General features: G+C 72.3%; 25 protein-coding genes and 1 pseudogene. 12 read left to right on the top strand and 14 right to left on the bottom strand.

The genetic code is table 11. From position 1 onward, the window contains the following. The 3 genes from ACFHPP_RS21035 to ACFHPP_RS21025 form a co-directional block, all read left to right on the top strand. On the top strand, positions 1 to 163 hold a 163-nt coding region (locus ACFHPP_RS21035), incomplete at its 5' end, for a sigma factor-like helix-turn-helix DNA-binding protein (protein ID WP_437165199.1). A gap of 3 nt (positions 164 to 166) precedes the next feature. Then, complete coding sequence (locus ACFHPP_RS21030; protein WP_437165196.1) at positions 167 to 760, top strand: GNAT family N-acetyltransferase; 594 nt, start codon at positions 167 to 169, stop codon at positions 758 to 760. Further along, complete coding sequence (locus ACFHPP_RS21025) at positions 760 to 1,470, top strand: SDR family oxidoreductase (RefSeq protein WP_437165195.1); 711 nt, start codon at positions 760 to 762, stop codon at positions 1,468 to 1,470. The genes ACFHPP_RS21030 and ACFHPP_RS21025 overlap by 1 nt, the downstream gene beginning before the upstream one ends. 1 nt (position 1,471) lies before the next feature. Here ACFHPP_RS21025 and ACFHPP_RS21020 read toward each other — a convergent pair whose 3' ends face one another. The 6 genes from ACFHPP_RS21020 to ACFHPP_RS20995 form a co-directional block, all read right to left on the bottom strand. Continuing rightward, positions 1,472 to 1,945 (bottom strand): MOSC domain-containing protein, encoded by a 474-nt coding sequence (locus ACFHPP_RS21020; RefSeq protein ID WP_437165194.1) that lies wholly within the window; start codon positions 1,943 to 1,945, stop codon positions 1,472 to 1,474. Further along, on the bottom strand, positions 1,942 to 2,301 hold the full coding sequence (locus tag ACFHPP_RS21015; RefSeq protein WP_437165193.1) for a hypothetical protein: 360 nt from the start codon (positions 2,299 to 2,301) through the stop codon (positions 1,942 to 1,944). Before ACFHPP_RS21015 ends, ACFHPP_RS21020 begins: the two co-directional genes overlap by 4 nt. Before the next feature lie 82 nt (positions 2,302 to 2,383). Then, a complete protein-coding gene (locus tag ACFHPP_RS21010) occupies positions 2,384 to 3,049 on the bottom strand; it encodes a hypothetical protein (protein WP_437165192.1) in 666 nt (221 codons plus the stop codon). A 46-nt stretch (positions 3,050 to 3,095) separates the two neighbouring features. Beyond that, positions 3,096 to 3,596, bottom strand: coding sequence for a flavin reductase (locus tag ACFHPP_RS21005; protein ID WP_437165191.1), 501 nt, complete (start codon positions 3,594 to 3,596; stop codon positions 3,096 to 3,098). A 93-nt stretch (positions 3,597 to 3,689) separates the two neighbouring features. Further along, on the bottom strand, positions 3,690 to 4,436 hold the full coding sequence (locus ACFHPP_RS21000; protein ID WP_437165190.1) for a DUF3047 domain-containing protein: 747 nt from the start codon (positions 4,434 to 4,436) through the stop codon (positions 3,690 to 3,692). Positions 4,437 to 4,454: 18 nt separating this feature from the next. Then, positions 4,455 to 5,024 carry a GNAT family N-acetyltransferase gene (locus ACFHPP_RS20995; RefSeq protein ID WP_437165189.1) on the bottom strand — a complete coding sequence of 190 codons (570 nt, stop codon included), beginning with the start codon at positions 5,022 to 5,024 and terminating at the stop codon, positions 4,455 to 4,457. A gap of 87 nt (positions 5,025 to 5,111) precedes the next feature. Here ACFHPP_RS20995 and ACFHPP_RS20990 point away from each other — a divergent pair, with 87 nt between their 5' ends. The 5 genes from ACFHPP_RS20990 (at position 5,112) to ACFHPP_RS20970 (ending at position 9,554) form a co-directional block, all read left to right on the top strand. Then, positions 5,112 to 5,939, top strand: a complete 828-nt coding sequence (locus ACFHPP_RS20990; RefSeq protein WP_437165188.1) for a CoA transferase subunit A — start codon at positions 5,112 to 5,114, stop codon at positions 5,937 to 5,939. Then, positions 5,936 to 6,685: a CoA-transferase gene (locus tag ACFHPP_RS20985; protein ID WP_437165187.1), complete on the top strand. Its 750-nt coding sequence runs from the start codon at positions 5,936 to 5,938 to the stop codon at positions 6,683 to 6,685. Before ACFHPP_RS20990 ends, ACFHPP_RS20985 begins: the two co-directional genes overlap by 4 nt. Beyond that, positions 6,682 to 7,917 (top strand): CaiB/BaiF CoA transferase family protein, encoded by a 1,236-nt coding sequence (locus ACFHPP_RS20980; RefSeq protein WP_437165186.1) that lies wholly within the window; start codon positions 6,682 to 6,684, stop codon positions 7,915 to 7,917. The genes ACFHPP_RS20985 and ACFHPP_RS20980 overlap by 4 nt, the downstream gene beginning before the upstream one ends. Further along, positions 7,914 to 8,453, top strand: a complete 540-nt coding sequence (locus ACFHPP_RS20975) for a hypothetical protein (protein WP_437165185.1) — start codon at positions 7,914 to 7,916, stop codon at positions 8,451 to 8,453. The genes ACFHPP_RS20980 and ACFHPP_RS20975 overlap by 4 nt, the downstream gene beginning before the upstream one ends. Positions 8,454 to 8,525: 72 nt before the next feature. Then, entirely contained in the window at positions 8,526 to 9,554 is a 1,029-nt protein-coding gene (locus tag ACFHPP_RS20970) for a DMT family transporter (protein WP_437165184.1), read from the top strand. A 10-nt stretch (positions 9,555 to 9,564) separates the two neighbouring features. On the opposite strand, the pseudogene ACFHPP_RS20965 reads toward ACFHPP_RS20970, so the two are convergent. From ACFHPP_RS20965 to ACFHPP_RS20940, 6 genes and pseudogenes are all read right to left on the bottom strand, one after another. Beyond that, a pseudogene (locus ACFHPP_RS20965) lies at positions 9,565 to 9,837 on the bottom strand (hypothetical protein); the annotation flags it as partial. Next, a complete protein-coding gene (locus ACFHPP_RS20960; RefSeq protein ID WP_437165183.1) occupies positions 9,834 to 10,697 on the bottom strand; it encodes a c-type cytochrome in 864 nt (287 codons plus the stop codon). The gene ACFHPP_RS20960 and the pseudogene ACFHPP_RS20965, both read right to left, overlap by 4 nt. Before the next feature lie 83 nt (positions 10,698 to 10,780). After that, positions 10,781 to 11,725, bottom strand: coding sequence for a hypothetical protein (locus ACFHPP_RS20955; RefSeq protein WP_437165182.1), 945 nt, complete (start codon positions 11,723 to 11,725; stop codon positions 10,781 to 10,783). 291 nt (positions 11,726 to 12,016) lie between these two features. Continuing rightward, positions 12,017 to 12,301, bottom strand: coding sequence for a DUF427 domain-containing protein (locus tag ACFHPP_RS20950; protein WP_437165181.1), 285 nt, complete (start codon positions 12,299 to 12,301; stop codon positions 12,017 to 12,019). Between the two features lie 49 nt (positions 12,302 to 12,350). Next, positions 12,351 to 13,220, bottom strand: a complete 870-nt coding sequence (pssA, locus tag ACFHPP_RS20945) for a CDP-diacylglycerol--serine O-phosphatidyltransferase (RefSeq protein ID WP_437165180.1) — start codon at positions 13,218 to 13,220, stop codon at positions 12,351 to 12,353. Then, a complete protein-coding gene (locus ACFHPP_RS20940; RefSeq protein ID WP_437165179.1) occupies positions 13,217 to 13,912 on the bottom strand; it encodes a phosphatidylserine decarboxylase in 696 nt (231 codons plus the stop codon). Before ACFHPP_RS20940 ends, pssA begins: the two co-directional genes overlap by 4 nt. 44 nt (positions 13,913 to 13,956) lie before the next feature. Here ACFHPP_RS20940 and ACFHPP_RS20935 point away from each other — a divergent pair, with 44 nt between their 5' ends. Next, complete coding sequence (locus ACFHPP_RS20935) at positions 13,957 to 14,370, top strand: hypothetical protein (RefSeq protein WP_437165178.1); 414 nt, start codon at positions 13,957 to 13,959, stop codon at positions 14,368 to 14,370. On the opposite strand, the gene ACFHPP_RS20930 is transcribed toward ACFHPP_RS20935, so the two are convergent. Both ACFHPP_RS20930 and ACFHPP_RS20925 read right to left on the bottom strand, forming a co-directional pair. Continuing rightward, entirely contained in the window at positions 14,316 to 16,313 is a 1,998-nt protein-coding gene (locus ACFHPP_RS20930; RefSeq protein ID WP_437165177.1) for a LysM peptidoglycan-binding domain-containing protein, read from the bottom strand. The two genes, ACFHPP_RS20935 and ACFHPP_RS20930, sit on opposite strands and share 55 nt — an antisense overlap. 112 nt (positions 16,314 to 16,425) lie before the next feature. Continuing rightward, positions 16,426 to 17,397, bottom strand: coding sequence for a Bug family tripartite tricarboxylate transporter substrate binding protein (locus tag ACFHPP_RS20925; RefSeq protein WP_437165176.1), 972 nt, complete (start codon positions 17,395 to 17,397; stop codon positions 16,426 to 16,428). Between the two features lie 179 nt (positions 17,398 to 17,576). Between ACFHPP_RS20925 and ACFHPP_RS20920 the strand changes: the two genes are divergently transcribed. Genes ACFHPP_RS20920 through ACFHPP_RS20910 form a run of 3 tightly spaced genes read left to right on the top strand, consistent with a single transcriptional unit; the run spans position 17,577 to position 22,320 of the window. Next, positions 17,577 to 19,640, top strand: coding sequence for a hydantoinase/oxoprolinase family protein (locus tag ACFHPP_RS20920; RefSeq protein WP_437165175.1), 2,064 nt, complete (start codon positions 17,577 to 17,579; stop codon positions 19,638 to 19,640). Further along, a complete protein-coding gene (locus tag ACFHPP_RS20915) occupies positions 19,637 to 21,319 on the top strand; it encodes a hydantoinase B/oxoprolinase family protein (RefSeq protein ID WP_437165174.1) in 1,683 nt (560 codons plus the stop codon). The genes ACFHPP_RS20920 and ACFHPP_RS20915 overlap by 4 nt, the downstream gene beginning before the upstream one ends. Then, positions 21,316 to 22,320, top strand: coding sequence for an Ldh family oxidoreductase (locus tag ACFHPP_RS20910; protein ID WP_437165173.1), 1,005 nt, complete (start codon positions 21,316 to 21,318; stop codon positions 22,318 to 22,320). Before ACFHPP_RS20915 ends, ACFHPP_RS20910 begins: the two co-directional genes overlap by 4 nt. Positions 22,321 to 22,491: the final 171 nt, after the last annotated feature.

Raw genomic sequence — 22,491 nt, 5'->3', positions numbered from 1 at the left:
CATGCGCTTCGGCATCGGCATGAACACCGACCACACGCTGGAAGAAGTCGGCCAGCAGTTCAACGTGACGCGCGAGCGCATCCGCCAGATCGAGGCCAAGGCGCTGCGCAAGCTCAAGCACCCGAGCCGCAGCCGCAAGCTGCGCAGCTTCCTGGACAACTGAGCGATGGCGACCGCGGCGCGCGGGACCGGCATCCGCGAGCCGGTGCAACGGGTGGAGGTGGACGTCACCTTCCTGCGCATGGCGGCACCGCCGGAATCGCCGGCGCCCGACCTGCCGCCGGGTGCCGTGGTGCAGCGCGTCGCCACCTGTTCCGTGCCCTTCTATCGCTACCTGTACGACACGGTCGGCCGCGATTACCTGTGGTGGCTGCGCCGCACCGTGCCGGACACCGAGATCGCGATGCTGCTGGCGCGGCCGGAAATCAGCATCCATGTGCTGGTGCAGGGCGGTGAGCCCGCCGGCTTCTATGAGCTGGACCGCCGCGGCGGCGAATACGGCATCAACCTCGCCTATTTCGGCCTGATGCCGCACGCGATCGGCCGTGGTGCCGGCCGCGCCCTGCTGCGCCACGCCATCGACGCGGCCTGGGCGGAGGCACCGCGCGTGCTGACGGTGAACACCTGCACCGCCGACCACCCGCGCGCCCTGCCGAACTACGTCGAGGCCGGCTTCCGCATCACCCGCACGGTGCGGGAGTTGTGGCCGGTGCCGCTGCGCCTCGGCCTGCCCATCCCCGAGCGGCTGCGCGCCGGCTGATGCCAGCCCCACAGCGCGTCGCCCTCGTCACCGGCGCGGCCCGCGGCATCGGCGCCGCCATCGTGGCGCGGCTGCGGCGGGATGGCTGGGCGGTGGTGGGCGCGGATCGCGATGCGGCACGCGATGCCGAACCGGGGCCGCGCCACGTTGTCGCCGATGTGGCCGACGAGGCCGCGGTCACCGCCCTGGTCGAGAACATCCGCGCGCGGGAAGGCCGGCTGGATGCGCTGGTTTCCAATGCCGGCTTCATGATCCGCAAGCCGTTGCGCGACCTGTCGCTGGCCGAGTGGTCCAGCGTCCTCGCCACCAACCTCACCGCCAGCTTCCTGCTGGTCCGCGCGGCGGAGGATCTGCTGCGCACGGCGCGGGGCTCGGTGGTCACCGTGGCCTCGACCCGCGCGCATCAGTCGGAGCCGGATACCGAGAGCTATGCCGCCTCCAAGGGCGGCCTGCTGGCGCTGACCCACGCGATGGCCGTCAGCCTCGGCCCCGAGATCCGGGTGAATTGCGTCAGCCCCGGCTGGATCGACACGCAGGGTGACGAGCTGCGCCCGGAGGACCACGCCCAGCATCCGGCCGGCCGGGTCGGGACGCCGGAGGATGTGGCGGCCCTCGTTGCCTGGCTGGTCGGGCCCGAGGCCGGCTTCGTCACCGGCGCCGAGTTCCCGACCGATGGCGGCATGACCCGGAAGATGATCTACGCGGCGTGAATTACACCGGCCGGATGGCGTCACCCGGCCGGATGACGCCGCCCCGGACAATGCGGCAGTTCAGGCCGGAGCGGTTCATCAGCGGCTTGAACAGCGGCCGGCCGAGCAGGTCGTCCAGGTACTGGCAGGGCACGTTCAGCCGGCCGCCGAACAGCACCACCTCGCCCACCCGGAATTCCCGTCCGACCAGGTGGTTCAGCGGCACGCCGCGCACCGTCAGGTTGCGCCGGCTTTCCTCCGGCGCCAGCGCTAGGCCGTGGTCGCGGGCCAATGCCTCCAGCGTCTCCACCTCGATCAGCGTGCATTGCCGGTCCTGGTGCGGCTTGTGGCTGTAGGTGCCCCGGCCGCTGGCGTAGCGGTCGCCCTCGATGCCATGGCCCTCGACCAGCCTTGCCTCCGGCAGCGCCTGCATCGGGGCGGAGGCCTCGCCGGCGATATGGATGGACAGCAGGCGGCCGGCCCAGGTTTCGGTCACGTCGGGCATCCTTGGAGGCTGAGCCGCAAGGCGTAACCCCAAGCCGCCGCCGGCTCAACCCGAGGCCTGCAGCGCCGAGATCGCCGCCGGGGTGCCGAGCAGCAGGGCCGGTTCCAACGCCGCAGGTCCGCCGGCTCCGGCCCCTGTTCAAGAAAGCCCGGGAATTCCTGCCAGTCCGACTCGCCCCGCACCAGCACCTGCCCGCCGGCCGCCTGCACGAGCGGAATGCCGCCGGCCACGTCCCAGGCATTCGGCGTGTCCTGCTGGCCACCCGGCCAGGCGGCCAGGCCGATATCCAACCCCTGTTCCGCCGCCCGCGGCCGCCCTGCCCGATCCGCCACCCGTGAATGCCCCATGCCGCCCTCTCGCCGTGTCTGCGGAGATCAAGCGCGGAGGCGGGGGCGGGTTCACGCAGGAGTCGCTGCGGCAGAAGCCGGTTCAGACGTCGAACAGGCGGCCCGCTTCGACAGGGCCGCGGGCTGGCCTTGGCCGCGCCGGGTCGCGCCGCCCGCGCGCCTCCCCGCCCGGCCCGGCATAGCCGTCATCCGGCAGCAGGCGCAGTTGCGCAGGGCCGTGCGGGCGGTCCTCCGCCGGCATCTCCAGCGGCACCGGCCAGAAGCACTCCGCCGCCCCTTCCTCCCCGCGCAGCGCCAGGAACACCACGCGGTCGACGCGGCCGCCCTCGCCGGTCTCGACCGCCAGGCGGAAGGCCAGCCCCTCCGCCGCATCGCCGGGCAGGGCGAGCGACATCTGCGCCGTCTCCTCCTCGTGCCGCCGCAGGGTGCGGACGGAAGGCTCCTCCGCCAGGCCGCGGTAGAAGCGCACCGGCACGTCCTCGATCAGGAAGACGAAGTGGTTCGATTCATCCAGCACGCCCAGCCAGTTGTGGGCGCCGGAGGAAGCGGCGCGGGTCAGGCGGTTGCGGCCGAAGGCGAAGGCGCGGCAGCCGACGGACCACGGGTCGTCGCCGAGGTCGTAGGCCGCCATCGCCAGCGCATCGCGCCGCGCATTGGCCAGCATGCGGGCGCAGATGCGCAGGCGGTCCTCGGTCAGGGCCGGATGAATGTCCCACGGAAGCCGGGCAGGCGCAGCGGTGTCGTCCATGATGTCCCTGATCCCGGTGCGCCGAGCCTAGACCGCCCGAACCATGTCAGGCCAGCGCGTCATGGCCGACGGGGTGGTAGCCGCGGCCATACCAGATCAGCGCGCGGCCCGGCTGGCCCTGCCGAATCGCCTGGATTTCCGCGAAGAACACGCTGTGCGTGCCCTTCTCCACCACATCGGCGATGCGGCAATCGAAGGACACCACCGCCGAATCCAGCACCGGCGCGCCGGTGGCCAGCGTGGTCCAGTCGCCGAAGCTGAAGCGCTGTTCACCCGCCAGCCCGCCAAGCCCGGCGAAGGCATCCGAGATCGGCCGCTGCCCGGCCGCCAGCGTGTTCACGCAGAGCACGCCATTCGCCTTGAACAGCGCATTGCCGGAGGAAGACCGGTTGAGGCAGACCAGCAAGGTCGGCGGGTCGTCCGTCACGCTGCACACCGCGCTGGCGGTGAAGCCGCCACGGCCGGCGGGGCCGGCGCTGGTCACCACGTTCACCGCGGCGCCGAGGCGCGCCATGGCATCGCGGAACTCCTCCCGGCTTACGGTCATCTGGGCAAGGTCATGGGTCAGGCGGCTCCGGTCTGCGACCAAGATGGGGGGTGGCAGGCTGGATGGGAAGCCGGCCGTCTCAGCCCCGGGGAATCAGTTGCAGGGCACCAGCCGGATATTCTCGATCCGCGCATCGACGGCGCTGCGCGTGTCGTCGGTGTCGGTGCCGACCGCCACCTCCTGCAAGGCCGGCACCGTCTCGCCGCCGAAGGCGGCGCGCCAGTCGGCCGCCAGGTCCACCCGTTCCTCCACCCACTGTCCGCGCGGCGCATCGGCCGGGCGCAGGATGCGGGCGCGGGACAGGGCGCTGCTCCAGGGGTTGACGAAGAAGCCGCGCGGCGTATCGGCGGCTTCCCGGCCGGTGCCGCCCCAGACATAGGACAGCATGCTGCGCGGCAGCCGATGGTCGCCGGCCACCGCCTGGGCGATGGTCAACTGGGTCCGCGCCGCGATCCCGGCACCGGGTCCGAAGCCGTTGAAGCCGACGGTCAGCGTGATCGCCCGGTCGTCCCCGCCGCGCCGGGCGAGGTCGGTCGGCGGCGGCCCGGCATCGACGCGCCAGCGCCAGGCGAGGCAGGTCGCCGGCCCTTCGACCGGACGGAACACGAAGCCGGCCTGCGCCTGGCCCTGCACCCGCACGCCGCCGCCCGGTGTCGCGCTGAAGGTGGCCGGCGGGATGCCCTGCCAGACCACCTTGCGCCAGCCGAGCCGGAGCAACTCCGCCGGCGTGTCGCCCGGCGATGCGGCCGCGATCAGGAAGGGGGCGACACCGGCTGCCGCCAGTGCCAGGGCCAGTCGTTTCATGCCGAACAGGGTGGGGCCGCGGCCACGAATGGACAAGCGGTAACCTTCGCCCGTTCAGCCGCAGGGGCGCTGCGCGAGCCAGTCGGTCCGTTCCGATTCGTACCAAAGCTGCGTGCGCAACGGGTGCCCCTCCGCCAGCCGCGGATGCTCGAACGCGCCCTTGTGGCGCATCCCCAGCCGTTCCATCAGCCGCCAGGACGCCTCGTTGACCGGCGCCGTGAAGGCCACGATGCGCTCCAACGCGAGCGGCCCGAACCCATGCGCCAGCGCCAGCCGCGCCGCTTCCTCGGCGAGACCCTGGCGCTGGAAGCGGGTGGCGATGCGCCAGCCGATCTCGACCGCGGGGGTGAAGGGCGCCTGCCACGGGATGTGCATCAGCCCGACGATGCCCGCGACCCTGCCCGCGATCGGCGCCGCCGTCGTCTCCACCACCCAGAAGCCCCAGCCATGCTGGGCGAAGTGGCTGTCGAGGCGGGCGGCCCAGGCGTCGCTTTCGGCGCGGTTCATCACGGCGGGGAGGTGGCGCATCACCGCGGGATCGCCGTTGATGGCGTGCAGCGGGCCGAGATCCTCCGGCAGCCGCCAGGGGCGCAGCCGCAGGCGCGGGCCTTCCAAAATTACCATGGGTCGCACTCCGGACATCCTGCCTGCACGCCCCCTCTTCGCGCCGCTGTCATGAAGGGTTAGTTAGACGCGACGAAGGAGACAAGCATGGAAGCGCCGACCGTCGATGCGCTGGCCGCCACCATACCGGATGGCGCCCTGCTGGCCCTGCCGCCCGACAACTCGCTGCCCTCCGTGGCGCTCGCCCGGGCGCTGGTGCGGCGCGGCGCGAAGCGGCTGCGGCTGCTCGGCGTGCCGGTGTCCGGCTTCGCGACGGACCTGCTGATCGGCGCCGGCTGCGTCGCGGAGGTGCAGACCAGTGCCGTATCGCTCGGCGAGGCCGGCTTCGCGCCGCGCTTCTCCGCAGCCCTGAAGGCGGGCACCATCACGGTGCGCGACGCCACCTGCCCGGCGATCCACTCCATGCTGCAGGCGGCCGAGAAGGGCGTGCCCTTCATGCCGCTGCGCGGCCTGATCGGCAGCGACATCCTGGCGCACCGGCCAGACTGGAAGGTGGTGCCCAACCCCTTCGGCGACGGCGTCGGCGATCCCATCGTGCTGCTGCCCGCCCTGTCCCCCGACGTCGCGCTGATCCATGGCGTGATGGCGGATGAGGCCGGCAATGTCTGGGTCGGCCGCCGCCGCGAACTGGCGACGCTGGCGCATGCCTCCCGGCGCGTCCTCGCCACGGTGGAGCGCCTGGTGCAGGGCGACATGCTGGAGGATGAGCGCCTCGCCCCCGGCTGCATCAGCGGCACCTACATCGAGGCGGTGGCGGTGGCGGAACGCGCCGCCTGGCCGGTGGCGCTGCTGGACGAGTATCCCTTCGACGCCGCCCACGTCGCCGAATACGCCCGAATGGCGAAGACCGAGGCCGGCTTTGCCGACTACCTCTCCCGCTACGTGCTGGCGTCCCGCGCCCAGGCCGCCGAATGACCATCAAGTCGGAGGAACGCCTGGCCACGGCCCTGGCGCGGCTGATCCTGGACCCCGCCGCCCCGCCGGCCCGGCACATCGCCGTCGGCGCGGCCTCTCCCATTCCGGCGGCGGCCTGCTGGCTGGTGCGGAAGCAGGGCCACAGGGTGCGGCTTTCGCTGCTGCACAAGCGCACCGGCAACCCGTTCAGCGAGGGCTCGCGCGAATTGTTCGACCTGACCGGGCAGGGGCGGATCGACCTGTTCTTCCTCGGCGGCGGGCAGATCGACGGGCAGGCCAACCTGAACCTCGTCGGCACCGGCGAATGGCCGGGAACAGGCGTCCGCTTCCCCGGCAGCTTCGGCTCCGCCTTCATGTACTTCATGACGCCGCGGACCATCCTGTTCCGGGAGGAACACTCGCCCCGCGTGCTGGTGAAGCGCGTGGACAACATCTCCGCCCCCGGCGTCTCCGAGCCCGGCGTGTTCCGCCGCGGCACGGCGCAGGCGCTGGTCACCGGCCGATGCGTGTTTTCGTTCGACCCGGCACGCGCCCGGTTTTCCCTCGCCAGCATCCATCCTGGCGAAACGATCGAAAGCATCCGGGCCGCGACGGGCTTCGACTTCGACGCCACGGATGACGTGCCGCAGACGCCCGATCCGACACCGGGGGAGCTGGCTTTGCTTCGCGGCCCGGTCTGCGACGAGATGCTGGAAACCTACCCGGAGTTCTGTGCCCGCGTGTTCGACAGGAAACTCGCCGCATGACCGATGCGATCCCCATGACCGAGGGCAAGGGTCTGGCGCTGTCGCCCGGCGCCCTGGCCGGGCTGAAGGTCATCGACCTCACCCGCGTCCTCGGCGGTCCCTATTGCACCATGATCCTCTCGGACCATGGCGCGGAGGTCATCAAGATCGAGCCGCCGCAGGGCGACGAGGTGCGCGACTGGGGCCCGCCCTTCCAGGAGCAGACGGCGAGCTACTTCCTCGGCGTCAACCGCAACAAGCGCTCCCTCGCGCTCGACCTCGGCAAGCCGGAAGGCCGCCAGGTGCTGCTGCGGCTGCTGGAAGGCGCCGACGTGCTGATCGAGAACTACAAGCCGGGCGCGATGGAGAAGTGGGGCATCGGCTACGTCGACACCCTGTCGAAGCGTTTTCCGGGACTTGTCCATTGCCGCGTCTCCGGCTTCGGCCCCGATGGCCCGCTCGGCGCGCTGCCGGGCTATGACGCGATCATCCAGGCGATGGTTGGCCTCATGTCGATCAACGGCGATGCCAGCACCGGGCCGACCCGGATGGGCACGCCGATCGTCGACCTCGCCACCGGGCTGTATTCCGCCATCGCCATCCTGATGGCGCTGCAGGAACGCACGCGCAGCGGGCAGGGGCAGTTCCTCGACATGTCGCTGCATGATTGCGGCATGGCGCTGCTGCACCCGCAGGCCGCCAACTATTTCCTGAATGACCGGCGCCCCAAGGCCACCGGCAACCCGCATCCGAACATCGCGCCCTATTCGAAGTACCGGACGAAGACCTGCGAGGTGTTCCTCGCGGTGGGCAACGACCCCGCCTTCCGCAAGTTCTGCACCTTCCTGTCGCTGCCGCATCTGCCGGACGACCCGCGCTTCCGCACCAATGGCGACCGCCTCGACAACCGCGAGGCACTGACCGAAATCCTCGAGGCGCGACTGGCGGCGGAGGACGGGCACGACCTGTGCGACCGCATGCTGAAGGCCGGACTGCCCGCCGGCCCCGTTCTGCATGTGGACGAAGCGATGAATGCGCCCCATACCGCACATCGCCAGATGGTCACGGAACTCGGCAGCTACCGGGGCCTCGGCACGCCGATCAAGATGAGCCGGACTCCGGGCGGCACGCGCGCCGCCCCGCCGCGCTTCAACGAACATGGCGACGACATCCTCGCCCGCCACGGCTATACGGCGGAGGAGGTGGCGGCGTTGAAAGCACAAGGGATTGTGGTGGCGGCACGCCGGACATGAGCACGACCAGACCTGACGCCCCCCGCGCCCTGCGCGCCATCGAACAACCCGCGGAGATCGAGCGCCTGCTCGCTTTGTGGGTTGCGGCCTTCGACGAGAAGTCCATCCCCGCCCGCGCCCGCCCGCGCCTGCGCCCCGCCGCCACCGGCCGCAAGGCCGGCTGCACGCTGTGGCAGGCCAAGGTCTCGGGCCTCGACATGAACATCTGCCTGGAGGAAGTGACCAGCGACCGCTGGCGCCTCGACCATGGCAACCAGGGCGCCCTGGCGATGATGGACGGCACCCCTGTGCTGCTGCGCCAGTGGTACGTGAAGCGCGCACCCTCCGACGCTTCGCTCACGGCCGCCGAGATCGCGCAGGTGACGGAAATCGCGCCCTTCTACGTGACGCCCGGCGTGCATCGCGGTGCGCCCTCGGAACGCCGGCTCTACCAGCTGGTGGCGGACCTCTCGGCGGATCCGGAGACCATCCGCCAGCAGACCACCGAGGCGATCGCCCGCCAGACGGCGGCGACCGAGAAGTTCGGCTTCGCCTGAAGGGCCGCGCGGGGCAGACCCGCGCAACCTTCGGATGGCGCGGCCACCGCGCCGCGGCCTATCGGGATGGGCATGTCCACCCCGATGAACGCCCGGCTCTGGACCCTGCTGCTGGCGCTGTCGGTGGTCTGGGGCGGGTCCTTCTTCTTCATGGCCGTCGCGCTGCGCGGCTTCCCGCCGCTGACCATCGTCTTCGCCCGGGTGGCGCTGGCGGCACTGGCGCTGGCGCTGGCCTGCCGCGCCCTGGGTTTGCGCCTGCCGCGTTCCCGCGCCGGGTTGCTGGCTTGCGCCGGCATGGGGCTGCTGAACAACGCCATCCCCTTCACGCTGATCGTGCTCGGCCAGCAATACATCCCCTCCGGCCTCGCCGCCGTGGTCAACGCTGCGACGCCCATCTTCGCCGTGCTGGCGGCGCATGCGCTGACCACGGACGAAAAGCTGACGCCGAACCGCCTGGTGGGCACGCTGCTGGGCCTGGTGGGCGTCGCCATCCTCGCCGGCCCGGCCGCATTTGGGCAGGGCGCGGCGGCGGAGGCGCTGGGCATCGCGCTGTGCCTCGGCGCCTGCCTGTCCTACGGCCTGTCCGGCGTCTGGTCGCGCCGGCTGCGCCGCGCGGGGCTGGCGCCGCTGCCGGCGGCGGCCGGGCAGTGCATCGCGTCGAGCCTGATGATGCTGCCGCTGATGCTGGCGCTCGACCGGCCCTGGACCCTGCCGGCGCCGGGCGTCGATGCGGTGGCGGCGCTGGTCGCGCTCGGGCTGCTGGCGACGGCGCTGGCCTATGCGCTGTACTTCGCCATCCTGGCCGGGGCAGGGGCCACCAACACCATGCTGGTGACCCTGCTGGTGCCGGTGACGGCGCTGCTGCTCGGCTGGCTGGCGCTGGGGGAGGCGCTGGCGGTCCGGCACCTGGTGGGCATGGCGGTGATCGGACTGGGCCTGCTGGCGATCGACGGCAGGGTGTTCCGCGCGCTCAGGGCCAGCGAAAGTCCCGCGCCATCGCCTCCTGCGCCGGCGTCTCCGCCGCATGCGGCAGGTAGTGCGCCCGGACATGCGCCAGCGCATCGCCCTCCACCCCGGCGGCCATGGCCAGGCAGGCCATGAACAGCCCGGTGCGGCCGACCCCGGCGCGGCAGCCGACATGCACCGGCCGGTCCGGGTTCGCCCGAAGCTGCGCCAGGGCGGCGCCCACTGCCGCGCGCAGCGCCTCCGGGTCAGGCAGCCCGTAATCGGCGGTGGGCAGCAGGATGTCCGCCTGCGCCGCCTTGGCTGCCCCCGCCTCCAGGCAGATGCCGAAGGCCCCGTCGGGAAGGGAATCGAACGGGCCGCCGGTGATCGTCACCGGCTGGCCATTGATCGTCAGGGGCAGGCTGCCGCGGAGGCTCATGGCTGCGGCGGCAGGCTGCGGAGGTAGGCCACCATGTCGGACAACTCCTGCGGCGTCATGCTGGCATAGGCCGCGAAGGCCATCGGCGGTGCAAGCGGCCGACCATCGGCGGAGACACCCTTCGTGACCGCCTCGATGATCTGCGCGTCGGTCCAGCCGCCCAGCCCGTTGGCATGCGGCGTCAGGTTGCGCGCCACCGAAAGCCCCCAGGGACCGCGGAACTCCATGCCGCCGGCGCCGAGCCGCGTGCGGTCGTTCTGCCCGGTGGGCAGCATCGGCGTATGGCATTCCATGCAGTGGGCGACGGCATTGGCCAGGTATTCGCCGCGCGCCAGGGGCGTGTCCGCCGGGTCCGGCACGCGGCCCACCGGCGGGCCATAGGCCGGCGGCAGGCTGATGCGGTAGACGCTGCGCTCGACCGCGTTGCGCACCGGCGGCACTGTCCGCAGATAGGCCACCATCGCCGCCACGTCGCGATCCGACAGGCCGCGATACAGCGTCATCGGCATCGGCGGGCCGATCAGGCTGCCATCGGGGCGGAGACCCTCGCGGATCGCGCGGGCGAGTTGGGCGTCGGTCCAGCGGCCGATGCCGGTCTCGGGGTCCGGGGTGATGTTGGGGGCGACGGCGCGGAAGGGCGGTTCGTCGAACACCGTCCCACCGGCGAGCGTCAGCCCCGCCACCGGGCCCTGCGGCCCCATCGGCGTGTGGCAGTTGCCGCAGGCGCCGGTCACCTCCACCAGGTGCTTGCCGCGGGCCAGCAGCGCCGCGTCCTGTGCCCCAACCTGGGCCCGAACCGACGGCGCCAGCATCATCACCGCGGCCAGCGCGGCCGCGGCCAGACCTGTCCTCGAAGCCATGGCGATGCTCCCTCCCGCCTGCGCAACAAGCTAAGCTTTGCGCGGAGGCGGGAGGGTCGCAAGGCCGACGTGGCGCGGCGGGGTCAGCCCCAGGGATCGTCCTGGGCCATCCGCAGCCCGAGCGGCTCAGCCAGGTCCGCAACGCTGTCCAGCACCTCCAGCCCCGTGACCTCCGCCAGCCCGCGCACCACCTGCTGCGCGGTCAGGCCGATCACGGCGTTGCCGGCGACATCCGCCCGCACGTCGGTCTGGTTCAGCAGCAGCGCGGCGCTCGGCGACTGCAGGGCGTTCACCACCTGGTTGCCGGAGATGGTCAGGCTCGACCCGGCATGCGCCTCGCCTTCGCCGCCGAAATGAATGATGGCGGGGTTCCCGGACTGCGCGGACTGCTCGATGACGTTGCCCGCGATGACGGCGCGGCCGCCCACCGGCAGGTCGATCGAATAGCTGCCCGTCCCGCCCTCGCCGTCCGCAATGCGGCTGCCGGTGATGCTGGTCTCCAGGGCCCGGCTCTTGATCTGGTGGCCCACCACGGCGTCGCGAAACTGGCTGTCCTCGATCGTCAGGCGGGCGATCTCGCCCACATACAGGTTGTGGGTGCGGCCATCGCCGGTGCCGTTGCCGGCGAACTCGCTGCCGCGGATGGTGATGCTGCCATCCTCCACCGCGCCGGACAGCAGGCCCATCTGGTTGCCCTCGAAGAGGCTGTCCTCGATCACCAGGTCGCCGCCCTCGAAGCGGATGCCGGCGCCGTTGCCATCGGCCACCTCGGCGCCGGAGAAGCCGAGGTTGCGGATGGTGACGTCGGCGCCGATGGTGAGGATCGCCTTGCCGTTCGGCGGCGCCTCCGTCGCTTCCAGCAGCGCCATGCCGCCGACGCCTTCCAGGGTGATCTGCTTGGTGATGGTGGCGAAGTCGTTCCGGTAGGTGCCGGCCTCGATGGCGAGGAAGTCTCCATCCTTCGCGGCCGCCACGGCGGCGGCAATGGTCGCGAATTGCTGGCCTTCGCCAACGGTCAGTCTGCTCATTCTGCTATTCCTGATGGGTCCGCCGCAGGTGGCTGCTCGAGTTGGACTGCGGGGATGCTGGTGCCGGTCGGGCCGGTCGGGCGGCGTCGTGCCGCGGCGTGCTGAGCGTTCCCCCTGCCAGGTGAGTCGGAGTTCAAGGCAGGCAGGAAAGCCCAGCCGCATCGCCCCGATGCGCCTGTCTGCAAGGGTTCCGCGGCCGCGTCAATAAAACCACGGCCGGTACAACAGTATCAGGAACTTGGACTTCAAACGGATAGAATTCAGGTCGAGACATTTCGGTGGGTACGAGGGTTATTTCTCGACGGCGACGCCCTGCCAGAAGGCGATATGGTCGCGAATATTGGCAGCGGCGTCCTTCGGTTCCGGGTAATACCAGGCGGCGCCGGCATTGATCTTCCCATCGACCACCACGTCGTGATAGCGCGCCGTGCCCTTCCAGCCGCAGACCGTGGTCTTGCTGGCCTCCCGCAGGTATTCGGGCTTCACCGCCGCGCGCGGGAAATACACGTTGCCCTCGACGAGTTCGAAGCGATCGCTCTCCGCGATCACCGTGCCGTTCCAGCTTGCCCGCGCCATGCCGAGATCCTTTCCAGATCAAGGGCAGGTGGCGCGGGGCGGGCCCGCTTCAAGCCGGGTCCGGACCGGGTTCCTGCACGTAGAGCGATTCCGCCTCCCGCTTCAGCGTCAGGTAGGAGCGCACGGAGAAGGGCAGCATGCCGAGATAGATCAGCCCGCCGGCCGCCAGCGCCGCCCAGGGCTCCGCCACCAGCAGCGCCACGTACAGCCCGGCGCCGAGCAGCAGCGGCAGCACCGCGGCGCGCGGCACCCGGAAGTTCTTGAACGACCAGGTCGGCAGGGTGCTGACCATCAGCACGCCGCAGACCACCAGCACGATTCCCACCAGCACCGGATGACGGATGGCCAGCCCGGTGTTGATCCAGCCCCATTCGGAAAACGCCAGCGCCCCGAACAGCGGGAACAGCGCGCAGCCCGCGCCGGCCGGCGCCGGCACGCCGGTGAAGAAGTTGTAGGCATAGGCCGGCTTCGGCGCCGGCCCGATGTCGAGCGAGGCATTGAAGCGCGCCAGCCGCAGCGCGGAGCAGACCGCGAACAGCAGGCAGGGCACGAAGCCCAGCGGCCCGAGGTCCTGCATCGACCACAGATACAGCACCATCGCCGGCGCCACGCCGAAGGACAGGAAATCCGCCAGGCTGTCGAACTCCGCGCCGAAGCGGGACGTCGCCTTGAGCAGGCGTGCCAGGCGCCCATCCAGCCCGTCGATCACCGCCGCCGCCACGATCAAGGCGGCGGCCAGCGCGAAGCGGTCCTCGATGGCGGCGCGGATGGCGACCAGCCCGGCACAGAGGCCGAGCATGGTCAGGATGTTCGGGATCAGCCGGTTGAAGGACAGCCCCTCGAACCGCGGCCGGGTGCGCGGGCGGAACCGGCGCAGGCTGGCCAGGGCGGGCGGCCGCGCCTCGCGCTCCTCGCTCACGGATGCACCGGGGCGGTCATCGGCAGCAACTCGGCGACCACCGTCTCCCCGCCGATCATGATCTGGCCGAGTTCCACCAGCGGGCGCGCGCCTTCCGGCATGTAGACATCGGTGCGGCTGCCGAAGCGGATGATGCCGAAGCGGTCGCCCGCCTGGACCCGGTCGCCCTCCCGCACATGGCACAGGATGCGCCGCGCGATCAGGCCCGCGATCTGCACCACCGCCACGTCGCGGCCATCCGGCATCCGGATCGCCAATGCGTTGCGTTCATTGTCCACGCTCGCCTTGTCCAGGCTGGCGTTGAGGAAGGCGCCGGCGCGGTAGGCGATGCGTGTCACCACGCCATCCACCGGCATGCGGTTCACATGCACGTCGAGCACCGACAGGAAGATGCAGACCCGGAAGCGCGGCTGCGGCCCGAGGCCGAGTTCCTCCGGCGGCACCGCGGGCCCGATCAGCACCACTCGGCCATCCGCGGGCGCCAGGACGACCTGGCCGCGGGAGGGTTGCACCCGTTCCGGGTCGCGGAAGAAGTAGAAGCAGAACAGGGTGAAGGCGGTGCCCAGCCAGAACAGCCAATCCCCCAGCAGCCAGCCGCCGACCACGGCCACGGCGATGCCGCCATAGATGAAGGGACGGCCGGCCGGATGCGGCTTGGCGACGACGAGGCGGATCGAGGAGAGAAGGCTCATCCGCTGGTTATGGTATGTTCACCCTTCCCGGACAACATGCGTCCATGGAACACCTGCCCCACGGACCCTTCCTGGTCGCCAATGACGGCTCGCTGACGGCGGTCCGGCAGCCTGCGCTGCGCTTCGCCTGGCGGGGGCGTGGCTGCGAGGCGACGCTGACGCCGGGGCTGATCAGCCTCGGCATCCAGGCCGGGGCGGTGCCCTATACCGTCGACCAGGTGGCGGCGCGGCCCGGCGCCTTCGCGGAACTGGGCGCCCTGCCGGGGGACCTGCCGGAAGGCTGGCGCCTGCGCCTGATGCCGGACCACCGGGTGCGGCTGGAGACGGCGGTGGAACTGAATGGCGCGGCCACCGCCACGGCGCTGGTCAGCGCCATGGTCGGCTTCGCCCTGGCCACCGACCCCTATCTGGACCGGCTGGAATCGGCGGGCATGAGGGCCGGCACGGTGAACACCTGACCCGGGAAGATCAGGTCCGGATTGCGGATCTGGTCCCGGTTGGCCTGGAAGATGGTGGTGTAGCGCACGCCGCTGCCATAGGCGGCGCGCGCCAGCCGCCACAGGTTGTTCCCCGGCTGCACCACGACCCGGCCTTCCGCGACGCTGGCGGGCGAAACCTCGTCCCGCTGGAACGGCCATTCGATCCGCGCGGACACCGCGCCATTGGCCGCGATCTGGTCCACGCGCAGCCGGTGCCGGCCGATCTCGGGCGCAACGGGCGGCACCACGGCCCAGCGGCCCTCGGCATCGGCCTGGGCATCGCCGGCATGGGTGTCGTTGACATAGACGCGGATCGCCGTGTTGGGCGGAGCGGTGCCGGCGAAGCGGATGCTGCCCGCCGTGTCATAGTCCACGACGTCGAGCGCCAGGCCCGCCACGGCATCGGCCGCCGCGCTGCCGCCCTGCAGGATCCGCGGCGTGGACGCCTCGGTGGCCGGCAGCACCACCACGAGCGGGCGTGACACCTGCGCGACAACCGCGGCCGGCGGGGCGGCGGCGTGGTCCTGCCGCGCGGTGAGCGCCTGGGCCTCCGCAACCCGTGCGACGGCTTCCGCGGCTTGCACCGCCTGCTGCGCCAGGCGCACCGCCTCCTCCAGCCGCCGGGTCGCGAAGTCCTGCGCCTGCCGCTCGAGGGCGGCGGCGCGGGCGAGCGCTTCGCCGCGCGCGGCGTCCTGTGCCAGGCGTGCCGCCACCGCGGCGGCGGCCTCCCGCGCCAGGGCGTCGGCGCGGGCGGCCTGCTCGGCGGATGCGGCGCGGGCGGCCTGCTCGGCGGATGCGGCGCGGGCGGACTGTTCGGCGGAGGCGGCGAGCGCGGCCTGCTCGGCGGATGCGGCGCGGGCGGCCTGCTCGGCGGCTGCGGCGCGGGCGGCCTGCTCGGCGGCTGCGGCAAGGGCGGCCTGTTCGGCGGATGCGGCGCGGGCGGCCTGTTCGGCGGATGCGGCGCGGGCGGACTGTTCGGCGGATGCGGCGCGGGCGGCCTGTTCGGCGGATGCGGCGCGGGCGGCCTGCTCGGCGGATGCGGCGCGGGCGGCCTGCTCGGCGGCTGCGGCAAGGGCGGCCTGTTCGGCGGAGGCGGCGAGCGCGGCCTGCTCGGCGGAGGCGGCGCGGGCGGCCTGCCCGGCGGCTGCCGCGAGGGCGGCCTGTTCGGCCGATGCGGTGCGGGCGGCCTGTTCGGCCGATGCGGCAATCGCAACCTGTTCGGCCAGCGCAAGGCGGGCAGCCCGTTCGGCCGCCTGGGCCTGGGCCACGGCTTCGGTGCGCGCGGCAGCTTCTGCGCGGGCCTCGGCTTCGGCGCGTGCGGCGGCCTCGGCGCGGGCGGCGGCATCGTCAGGCCGCGGGGCTTCCGCCACCAGCGTGGGCTCCGGGACCAGAACCACCGCCGTCTCGGCGCCGGCCACCTCCACGCCGCCCAACCTGGCCCGCAGGGAAAGCTGGTGGTTTCCCGGGCGCAGCGGCTCGGCGGGCAGGATGACCCAGTCGCCGCGACCATCCGCGCGGGCCCGGCCCAGATCGCGGCCATCCTGCAGCAGGATCACCTCGGCCCCCGGCGCCGCACGGCCGGCGACCACCACGCCGCCGCGCGCCCCAACCCGCACCACGTCGAAGCGCGGGGGTTCCGGCGGCGCGGGCGCGGCGGGCACCACGGCCGGCTGTGCCGCAACGGGCGGTGCGGGTACGGCCATCGGCGCCGCCGCCTGGGTGCTGGTGGCCTGGGCCGAAGCCGACGGCGAGGGCGCCTGCGCCGGCGGCGTTCGTGCCGCGGACGCGGCCGGCTGCGGCGCGGCCGGCACCGCCGCGACGGGCGGCGCCGCGCCGTCCGGGATGAACCGGGTGGCGACGAAGGTGGCGAGGCCGACCGAGACCACCACCACGATGAGAAGGGCGCGCCCGCTGGCCGTCATGATCGCGTAACTAGAACGTGATGCCGTTGCGGCACAAGGCTTTACCTCGCCAGACGATGCTTTTCCCGCATCGTTCCGGTTAAGGTTGCATGGTCGTCATCTGGCGTCCGGTTCAGCCCGCCTGGGCGCCCGATGCCGCCACCACGCGTCCCCACTTGGCGCGCTCCGCGCCCAGGAAAGTGCCGAATTCGGCGCCCAGCCGCGCCCCTGGTTCCGCGCCGCCCTCGGCGAAGCGCGTCCGCAGCGTGGCGTCGGCCAGCGCCTGGCCGCAGGCCTGTTGCAGCCGTTGCAGCACGGCGGCGGGCGTCGCGGCCGGCGCGACCAGGCCGAACCAGGCTTCCGCCTCGAAGCCGGGCAGGCCGGACTCCGCCACCGTCGGCAGGTCCGGCAGCGCCGCGGCGCGGCCGGTGCCGGCCACCGCCAGGCCGCGCACGCTGCCGCCGCGCACCTGCGGCAGCGCGGCCGGCATGTTGTCGAACATCATCTGGATGGTGCCGCCGACCAGGTCCGTCATCGCCGGCGCCGCGCCGCGATAGGGCACATGCGTGATGTCGATGCCGGCCATGGTCTTGAACAGCTCCCCCGCCAGGTGGTTGGTGCTGCCATTGCCGGAGGAGCCGAAGGCCAGCCGGCCGGGCTGGCGCTTCGCCAGCGCCACCAGCTCCGCCACCGTCCGTGCCTCCAGCCCCGGCGTCACCATCAGCACGATCGGCACGCTGGCGACCAGCGCCACCGGGGCGAAGTCGCGCTCCGGCTTGAAGGGCATCTCGCGGAACAGGTGCTCGTTGATCGCCAGCGGGCCGGGGGCGGCGAGCAGCAGCGTGTGGCCATCCGGCGCCGCCTTCGCCACCGCATCGGCGCCGACATTGCCGCCGGCGCCGGCCCGGTTCTCCACCACCACCGGCTGGCCGAGCAGCGGCCGCAGCGCCTCCGCCAGTTGGCGGGCGATGATGTCGTTCGACCCGCCGGGCGGGAAGGGCACGACGATGCGGACCGGGCGATCCGGCCAGCCCTGCGCCGTCGCGGGGCCGGCGAAGGCAAGTGCGGCCGAGGCGGCGAGCAGGTGGCGACGGTGCAGAGACATGGTTGGCGTTCCCCCGAGGCGGCTCTGGCGGCCGATGATTTCGCTTATCGGCAGGCTGCGGGCCGCGCAAGCCACGGCGCCGGCCGGATAGGATTCGCTGATCGGCGGCCACGCAAATTTCTCGTTTGCCGTCGGCGGGCCCGGGCCGCGAAGCTGCACCCTGGCAAGGGCAGGGGCGCATGCAGCAGGCAGGGACCGGGCTTCCGGCAACCGGGCGCGACATCCGCGTGGCGGTGGATATCGGCGGCACCTTCACGGATTTCGAGATCTTCGATCCCGCAGCCGGCGCCGTGCACCAGCACAAGGCACCGAGCACGCCGGCCGATCCCTCCATCGGATTGCTGGACGGCCTGCGCCAGGCCGCCGCGCGCTTCGGCTTCGCGCTGGCCGATGTGCGCCAGGTGCTGCACGGCACCACCATCGCCACCAACGCCGTGCTGGAGCGCAAGCTGCCGCGCGGTGCCGTGCTGACCACCGCGGGGTTCGAGGATCTGCTGCAGATCGGCCGCCACGGCCGCCGCGACATCTACGCGCTGACCGCCACGCCGCCGCCGCCGCTGGTGCCGCGCAATCTGTGCCTCGGCGTGGTCGAGCGCCTGCGCGCCGATGGCAGCGTCGCGACGCCGCTGGATGAGGCGAGCGTCCTCGCCGCCGCGCATCGGCTGCGGGAGGCCGGCGTGCAGGCCGTGGCGGTCTGCCTGCTGCATGCCTATGCCAACCCGGCGCATGAACGCCGCATCGGCGCGATGCTGGCCGAGGCGCTGCCCGGCGTCGCGGTGTCGCTGTCCAGCGAGATCAGCCCGGAACTGCGCGAATACGAACGCCTGTCCACCACCGTGCTGAACGCGCTGCTGGTGCCGATCGTCGCCGGCTACATGGCGAAGCTGGAACGTCGCCTGGCCGAGGCCGAGTTCGGCGCGCGCATCTACCTGGTCCAGTCCAATGGCGGCGTCAGCGGCACGGCGAAGGCCGGGCGGGAGCCGGCGCGGCTGCTGCTGTCCGGCCCCAGCGGCGGCGCGGCCGCGGCACGCCGGCTGGCGGGTTCGCTCGGCCTGCCGAACCTGGTCGCCATCGACATGGGCGGCACCTCCTTCGACGTATCGGTCGTGCATGGCGGGCAGGTCGCCATGGTGACGGAGGGCGAGATCGACGGGCTGCCGGTGCGGCTGCCGATGGTGGAAATGCGCACCATCGGCGCCGGCGGTGGCTCCATCGCCTGGGTCGACCCCGGCGGCCGTCTGCGCATCGGCCCGCACAGCGCCGGCGCCGATCCCGGCCCGGCCTGCTACGGCCGCGGCGGCACCGGCCTGACGGTGACGGATGCGAACCTGCTGCTGGGCCGGCTGGACGGCGAGAATTTCCTCGGCGGCGCCATGCGGCTGGACCGCGCGGCCGCCGCGCGCGCGGCGCAGGACATCGCGGGCCGGATCGGGCTGGAGGCTGATGCGACGGCGGCGGGCGTCATCGCCATCACCAACGCGTCGCTCGCCGGCGCCATCCGGCTGAGCCTGTTCGAGAAGGGCCTCGACCCCGAGGATTTCTGCCTGCTGTCCTTCGGTGGCGCCGGCGGCGTGCATGCCTGCGAGGTGGCCGAGGAACTCGGCATTTCACGGGTTGTCTTCCCGCCGCATGCCAGCACGCTGTCGGCCTGGGGGATCCTGTGGTCCGACATCGCGCATGACCTGGCCGCGACGCAGATCCTGCCGCTGGCGGAGGCCGGTCCGGCCCTGGCCGAGGCCGCCGCGCGGCTGCGCCAGGATGCCGCGGCGCTGCTGGCGGAGGATGGCGTGGCGGAGGGACAGCGGACGCTGGAATGGTCCGCCGATTGCCGCTACGCCGGCCAGGCCTTCGAACTGGCGGTGCCGCTGGCGCAGGCCGATTTCTCCGACGCGGGGCTGGTCTCCATCGCCGAAGGTTTCCACGCCCTGCACCGCCAGCGTTTCGCGCATGACGATCGCGGCGTGCCGGTGGAGATCGTGGCGCTCCGCCTGACCGCGCGCGGCCGGCTGCCGAAGCCGGAGCGCGATGCGGTGGAGGCGCAGGCCGGCACGGCACGAACGCAACGACCGGTGCTGGTGGAGGGTGCTTGGGTGCCGGCCACGATCTGCGGCCGCGGCGCGGTGGGCGCGGTTCTGCACGGCCCGGCGGTGATCGAGGAAGCCTATACCTCCACCTGGATTCCCCCTGGCTGGAAGGTCTCCGCCCATCCCTCCGGCGCCCTCATGGCGGAGCGCAGCGCATGAGCCCGATCGACCCGGTCCGCGTCGAGGTCATCCGCAACGCGCTGGTCACGGCGGCGGAGGAGATGAGCCTGACCATCTGGCGCACCGCGCGCTCCACCGTGGTGCGGGAAATCCTGGACTACTCCACCGCCGTGTTCGACGCGGGCGGCCACAACGTCGCGCAATCCGCGCGCATCCCCGTCCACCTGAATTCCATGTCGGACTGCCTGCGCCACATCCTGGACCATGCGATTCCGCTGGAGCAGTGGGAGGATGGCGACGTCGTCGTCACCAACGACCCCTACAGCGGCGGCCAGCACCTGCACGACATCCAGACCTTCCGGGCGGTGTTCCTGGATGGTGCGCGCATCGGCATCGTCGGCACGCTGTGCCACCATGTCGATATCGGCGGCGGCACCGCGGGCAGCTACCTCGCCACCGCGACCGAGGTCTTCCAGGAAGGCATCCGCATTCCGCCCCTGTACCTGGCGCGACGCGGCGAATTGAACACCGGCGTGTTCGAGATGCTGCTGCACAATGTCCGGCAGCCGGACGAGACGCGCGGCGACCTGAAGGCGCAGATCGCCGCACTCGGTATCGGCGAACGGGCCGTGGCCCGCATCGCGCGCAAGTACGGCAGCGCTCCGCTCGCGGCCGCCATGGCGCAGATCCAGGACGGGTCGGAGCGCATGGTGCGCGCCGCATTGCTTGCCCTGCCGGATGGCGAAAGCACCTTCACGGAACTCGTCGACGATGACGGTCAGTCGGAGGATCCGATCCGCCTGTGCGTCACCGTCCGCAAGCAGGGCGATGGCATCACGCTGGATTTCGAGGGCTCCAGCGTGCAGGTGCCGGGCCCGGTGAACAACACCCGCGCGATGACCGCCTCGGCGGCGTATTTCGCGCTCCTCGCGGCGCTCGGCGGCGATATCCCGGCCAATTCCGGCTGCTACCGCGCCGTCACGCTGGTGCTGCCGAAGGGCAGCGTGGTGGATGCGCAGTTCCCGGCACCGGTCGCCAGCCGGATGGTGGTGAACCACCGCATCGCCACCGCCGTCTTCGGCGCCCTGGCGCAGGTGATGCCGGCGCGCATCCCGGCCGCCTACTATGCCATCTCCTACGTCTATGCCCTGTCCACCACGCGCGCCGATGGGCGCCGCCAGGTCTATTTCGACATCGAGGTCGGCGGCTGGGGTGGCCATATGGGTGGGGACGGCGCCAGCGCGCTGTCCTGCGGCCTGCACAACAACACCAACGCCCCGATCGAGATGGTGGAGGCGCGCTATCCCGTGACCTTCCTGCGCTACGGCCTGCTGCCGGATTCCGGCGGGCCGGGCGCGCATCGCGGCGGCCTCGGCCTGGTGCGCGAATGGCGGCTGGATGCCGAGCAAGGCAGCTTCGGCACCAGCTTCGAACGCTTCCGCATCCCGCCCTACGGGCTGGCCGGCGGCAGGCCCGGCTCGCTCAGCCGCACCACGCTGACGCGCGCCGATGGAACGACGGAAAGCCTGCGCTCCAAGGTCTCCGGCGTGCCACTGCGCCGCGGCGATGTCGTCACCATCGAGACCAGCGGCGGCGGCGGCCATGGCGACCCGGCGGCGCGCGACCCGGCGGCGATCGACGCCGACCTGGCGCTGGGGCTGGTGACGCGGGAAGGTGCCGCCCGCGACTATGGTTTCGCGCAGGAGAATCCGGCATGAAGGTTTCGATGACACTGGAGGAGGTCGCCGACCTCACCCGCCGGGCATTGGCCGCCAGCGGCGTCGCCGTCGCCAATCTCGGTCCGCTGGTCGCCTCCGTGGTGGCGGCCGAGGCGGATGGCATCCACAGCCACGGCCTCGCGCGCCTGCCGACCTATTGCGAGCATGCCCGCTGCGGCAAGATCGATGGCGCCGCCACGCCGGTGCTGGACCAGCCACGCCCGGGCCTGGTCCGCGTCGATGCCCGGGATGGCTTCGCGCATCCTGCCATCGAACTCGGCCTGCCCGCGCTGGTCGCCGCCGCCCGCAGCCAGGGCATTGCGGCGCTGGCCGTCACCAATTCGTACAATTGCGGCGTCGTCGGACACCATGTGGAGCGCATCGCGGAGGCCGGGCTGCTGGCGCTGGGCTTCGTCAACGCCCCGGCCTCCATGGCCCCGGCCGGCGGGCGCGTCCCGGTCTTCGGCACCAACCCCATCGCCTTCGCCGTGCCGCGCGCCGAGGGCCCGCCGCTGGTGCTGGACCAGTCCGCCAGCGTCGTCGCCAAGTCCGAACTCATCGTCCACCAGCAGCGCGGGGAGGCGATTCCGCTTGGCTGGGCGCTGGACCAGGACGGCCAGCCCACCACCGACCCCGCCGCCGGCCTGGCCGGCAGCATGCTGCCTTCCGGCGGCTACAAGGGGGCCGGGCAGGCGCTGATCGTCGAGATGATGGCCGCCTGGCTGACCGGCGCCAGCCTGTCGCTGGAGGCCTCCTCCTTCGCCGACAACAAGGGCGGCTCGCCGCGCACCGGGCAGTGCTTCCTGGCGCTGGACCCCGGCCCGCTCGCCGGCCCCGAGGCCGCCGCAAGGCTGGAGCGGCTGGTGGCGGCCATCACCGGCCAGCCCGGCGCCCGCCTGCCCGGCAGCCGCCGTGCCGCCGCCCGCACCCGGACGGCGAAGGACGGCATCAGCATCCCGGCGGCGCTGCATGCGCGGCTGGTGGGGTATGCGGGCGGCTGATCCGGCCGGTTTCACCCCATCTGCCGGGGGCGTGACCCCGAAATCCGCAGCTTTCCGCGCTTCGTCACGCTTCACACGTTGAAGCGCGGCCATGGTCACCTATACTGCCCCGCAGGCCCGCGGGCCGTGCCGCCTTCCCGGGCTCGAATCCACGAGACGGCAGGGCGGTTG

Source organism: Falsiroseomonas sp. E2-1-a20 (assembly GCF_051433195.1).
Lineage (GTDB): Bacteria > Pseudomonadota > Alphaproteobacteria > Acetobacterales > Acetobacteraceae > Falsiroseomonas.
Note: the sequence above shows the minus strand (reverse complement) of the source record. Positions and strands in the feature narration are given on the sequence as shown.

What these genes read in the sequence shown, in the direction of transcription:
- ACFHPP_RS21030 (WP_437165196.1), top strand. Translation starts at nt 167, where the DNA reads ATGGCGACCGCGGCGCGCGGGACCGGCATCCGCGAGCCGGTGCAACGG.
- ACFHPP_RS21025 (WP_437165195.1), top strand. Translation starts at nt 760, where the DNA reads ATGCCAGCCCCACAGCGCGTCGCCCTCGTCACCGGCGCGGCCCGCGGC.
- ACFHPP_RS21015 (WP_437165193.1), bottom strand. Translation starts at nt 2,301, where the DNA reads ATGGGGCATTCACGGGTGGCGGATCGGGCAGGGCGGCCGCGGGCGGCG.
- ACFHPP_RS21010 (WP_437165192.1), bottom strand. Translation starts at nt 3,049, where the DNA reads ATGGACGACACCGCTGCGCCTGCCCGGCTTCCGTGGGACATTCATCCG.
- ACFHPP_RS21005 (WP_437165191.1), bottom strand. Translation starts at nt 3,596, where the DNA reads ATGACCGTAAGCCGGGAGGAGTTCCGCGATGCCATGGCGCGCCTCGGC.
- ACFHPP_RS20995 (WP_437165189.1), bottom strand. Translation starts at nt 5,024, where the DNA reads ATGGTAATTTTGGAAGGCCCGCGCCTGCGGCTGCGCCCCTGGCGGCTG.
- ACFHPP_RS20990 (WP_437165188.1), top strand. Translation starts at nt 5,112, where the DNA reads ATGGAAGCGCCGACCGTCGATGCGCTGGCCGCCACCATACCGGATGGC.
- ACFHPP_RS20985 (WP_437165187.1), top strand. Translation starts at nt 5,936, where the DNA reads ATGACCATCAAGTCGGAGGAACGCCTGGCCACGGCCCTGGCGCGGCTG.
- ACFHPP_RS20980 (WP_437165186.1), top strand. Translation starts at nt 6,682, where the DNA reads ATGACCGATGCGATCCCCATGACCGAGGGCAAGGGTCTGGCGCTGTCG.
- ACFHPP_RS20975 (WP_437165185.1), top strand. Translation starts at nt 7,914, where the DNA reads ATGAGCACGACCAGACCTGACGCCCCCCGCGCCCTGCGCGCCATCGAA.
- ACFHPP_RS20970 (WP_437165184.1), top strand. Translation starts at nt 8,526, where the DNA reads ATGTCCACCCCGATGAACGCCCGGCTCTGGACCCTGCTGCTGGCGCTG.
- ACFHPP_RS20960 (WP_437165183.1), bottom strand. Translation starts at nt 10,697, where the DNA reads ATGGCTTCGAGGACAGGTCTGGCCGCGGCCGCGCTGGCCGCGGTGATG.
- ACFHPP_RS20955 (WP_437165182.1), bottom strand. Translation starts at nt 11,725, where the DNA reads ATGAGCAGACTGACCGTTGGCGAAGGCCAGCAATTCGCGACCATTGCC.
- ACFHPP_RS20950 (WP_437165181.1), bottom strand. Translation starts at nt 12,301, where the DNA reads ATGGCGCGGGCAAGCTGGAACGGCACGGTGATCGCGGAGAGCGATCGC.
- ACFHPP_RS20940 (WP_437165179.1), bottom strand. Translation starts at nt 13,912, where the DNA reads ATGAGCCTTCTCTCCTCGATCCGCCTCGTCGTCGCCAAGCCGCATCCG.
- ACFHPP_RS20935 (WP_437165178.1), top strand. Translation starts at nt 13,957, where the DNA reads ATGGAACACCTGCCCCACGGACCCTTCCTGGTCGCCAATGACGGCTCG.
- ACFHPP_RS20930 (WP_437165177.1), bottom strand. Translation starts at nt 16,313, where the DNA reads ATGACGGCCAGCGGGCGCGCCCTTCTCATCGTGGTGGTGGTCTCGGTC.
- ACFHPP_RS20925 (WP_437165176.1), bottom strand. Translation starts at nt 17,397, where the DNA reads ATGTCTCTGCACCGTCGCCACCTGCTCGCCGCCTCGGCCGCACTTGCC.
- ACFHPP_RS20920 (WP_437165175.1), top strand. Translation starts at nt 17,577, where the DNA reads ATGCAGCAGGCAGGGACCGGGCTTCCGGCAACCGGGCGCGACATCCGC.
- ACFHPP_RS20915 (WP_437165174.1), top strand. Translation starts at nt 19,637, where the DNA reads ATGAGCCCGATCGACCCGGTCCGCGTCGAGGTCATCCGCAACGCGCTG.
- ACFHPP_RS20910 (WP_437165173.1), top strand. Translation starts at nt 21,316, where the DNA reads ATGAAGGTTTCGATGACACTGGAGGAGGTCGCCGACCTCACCCGCCGG.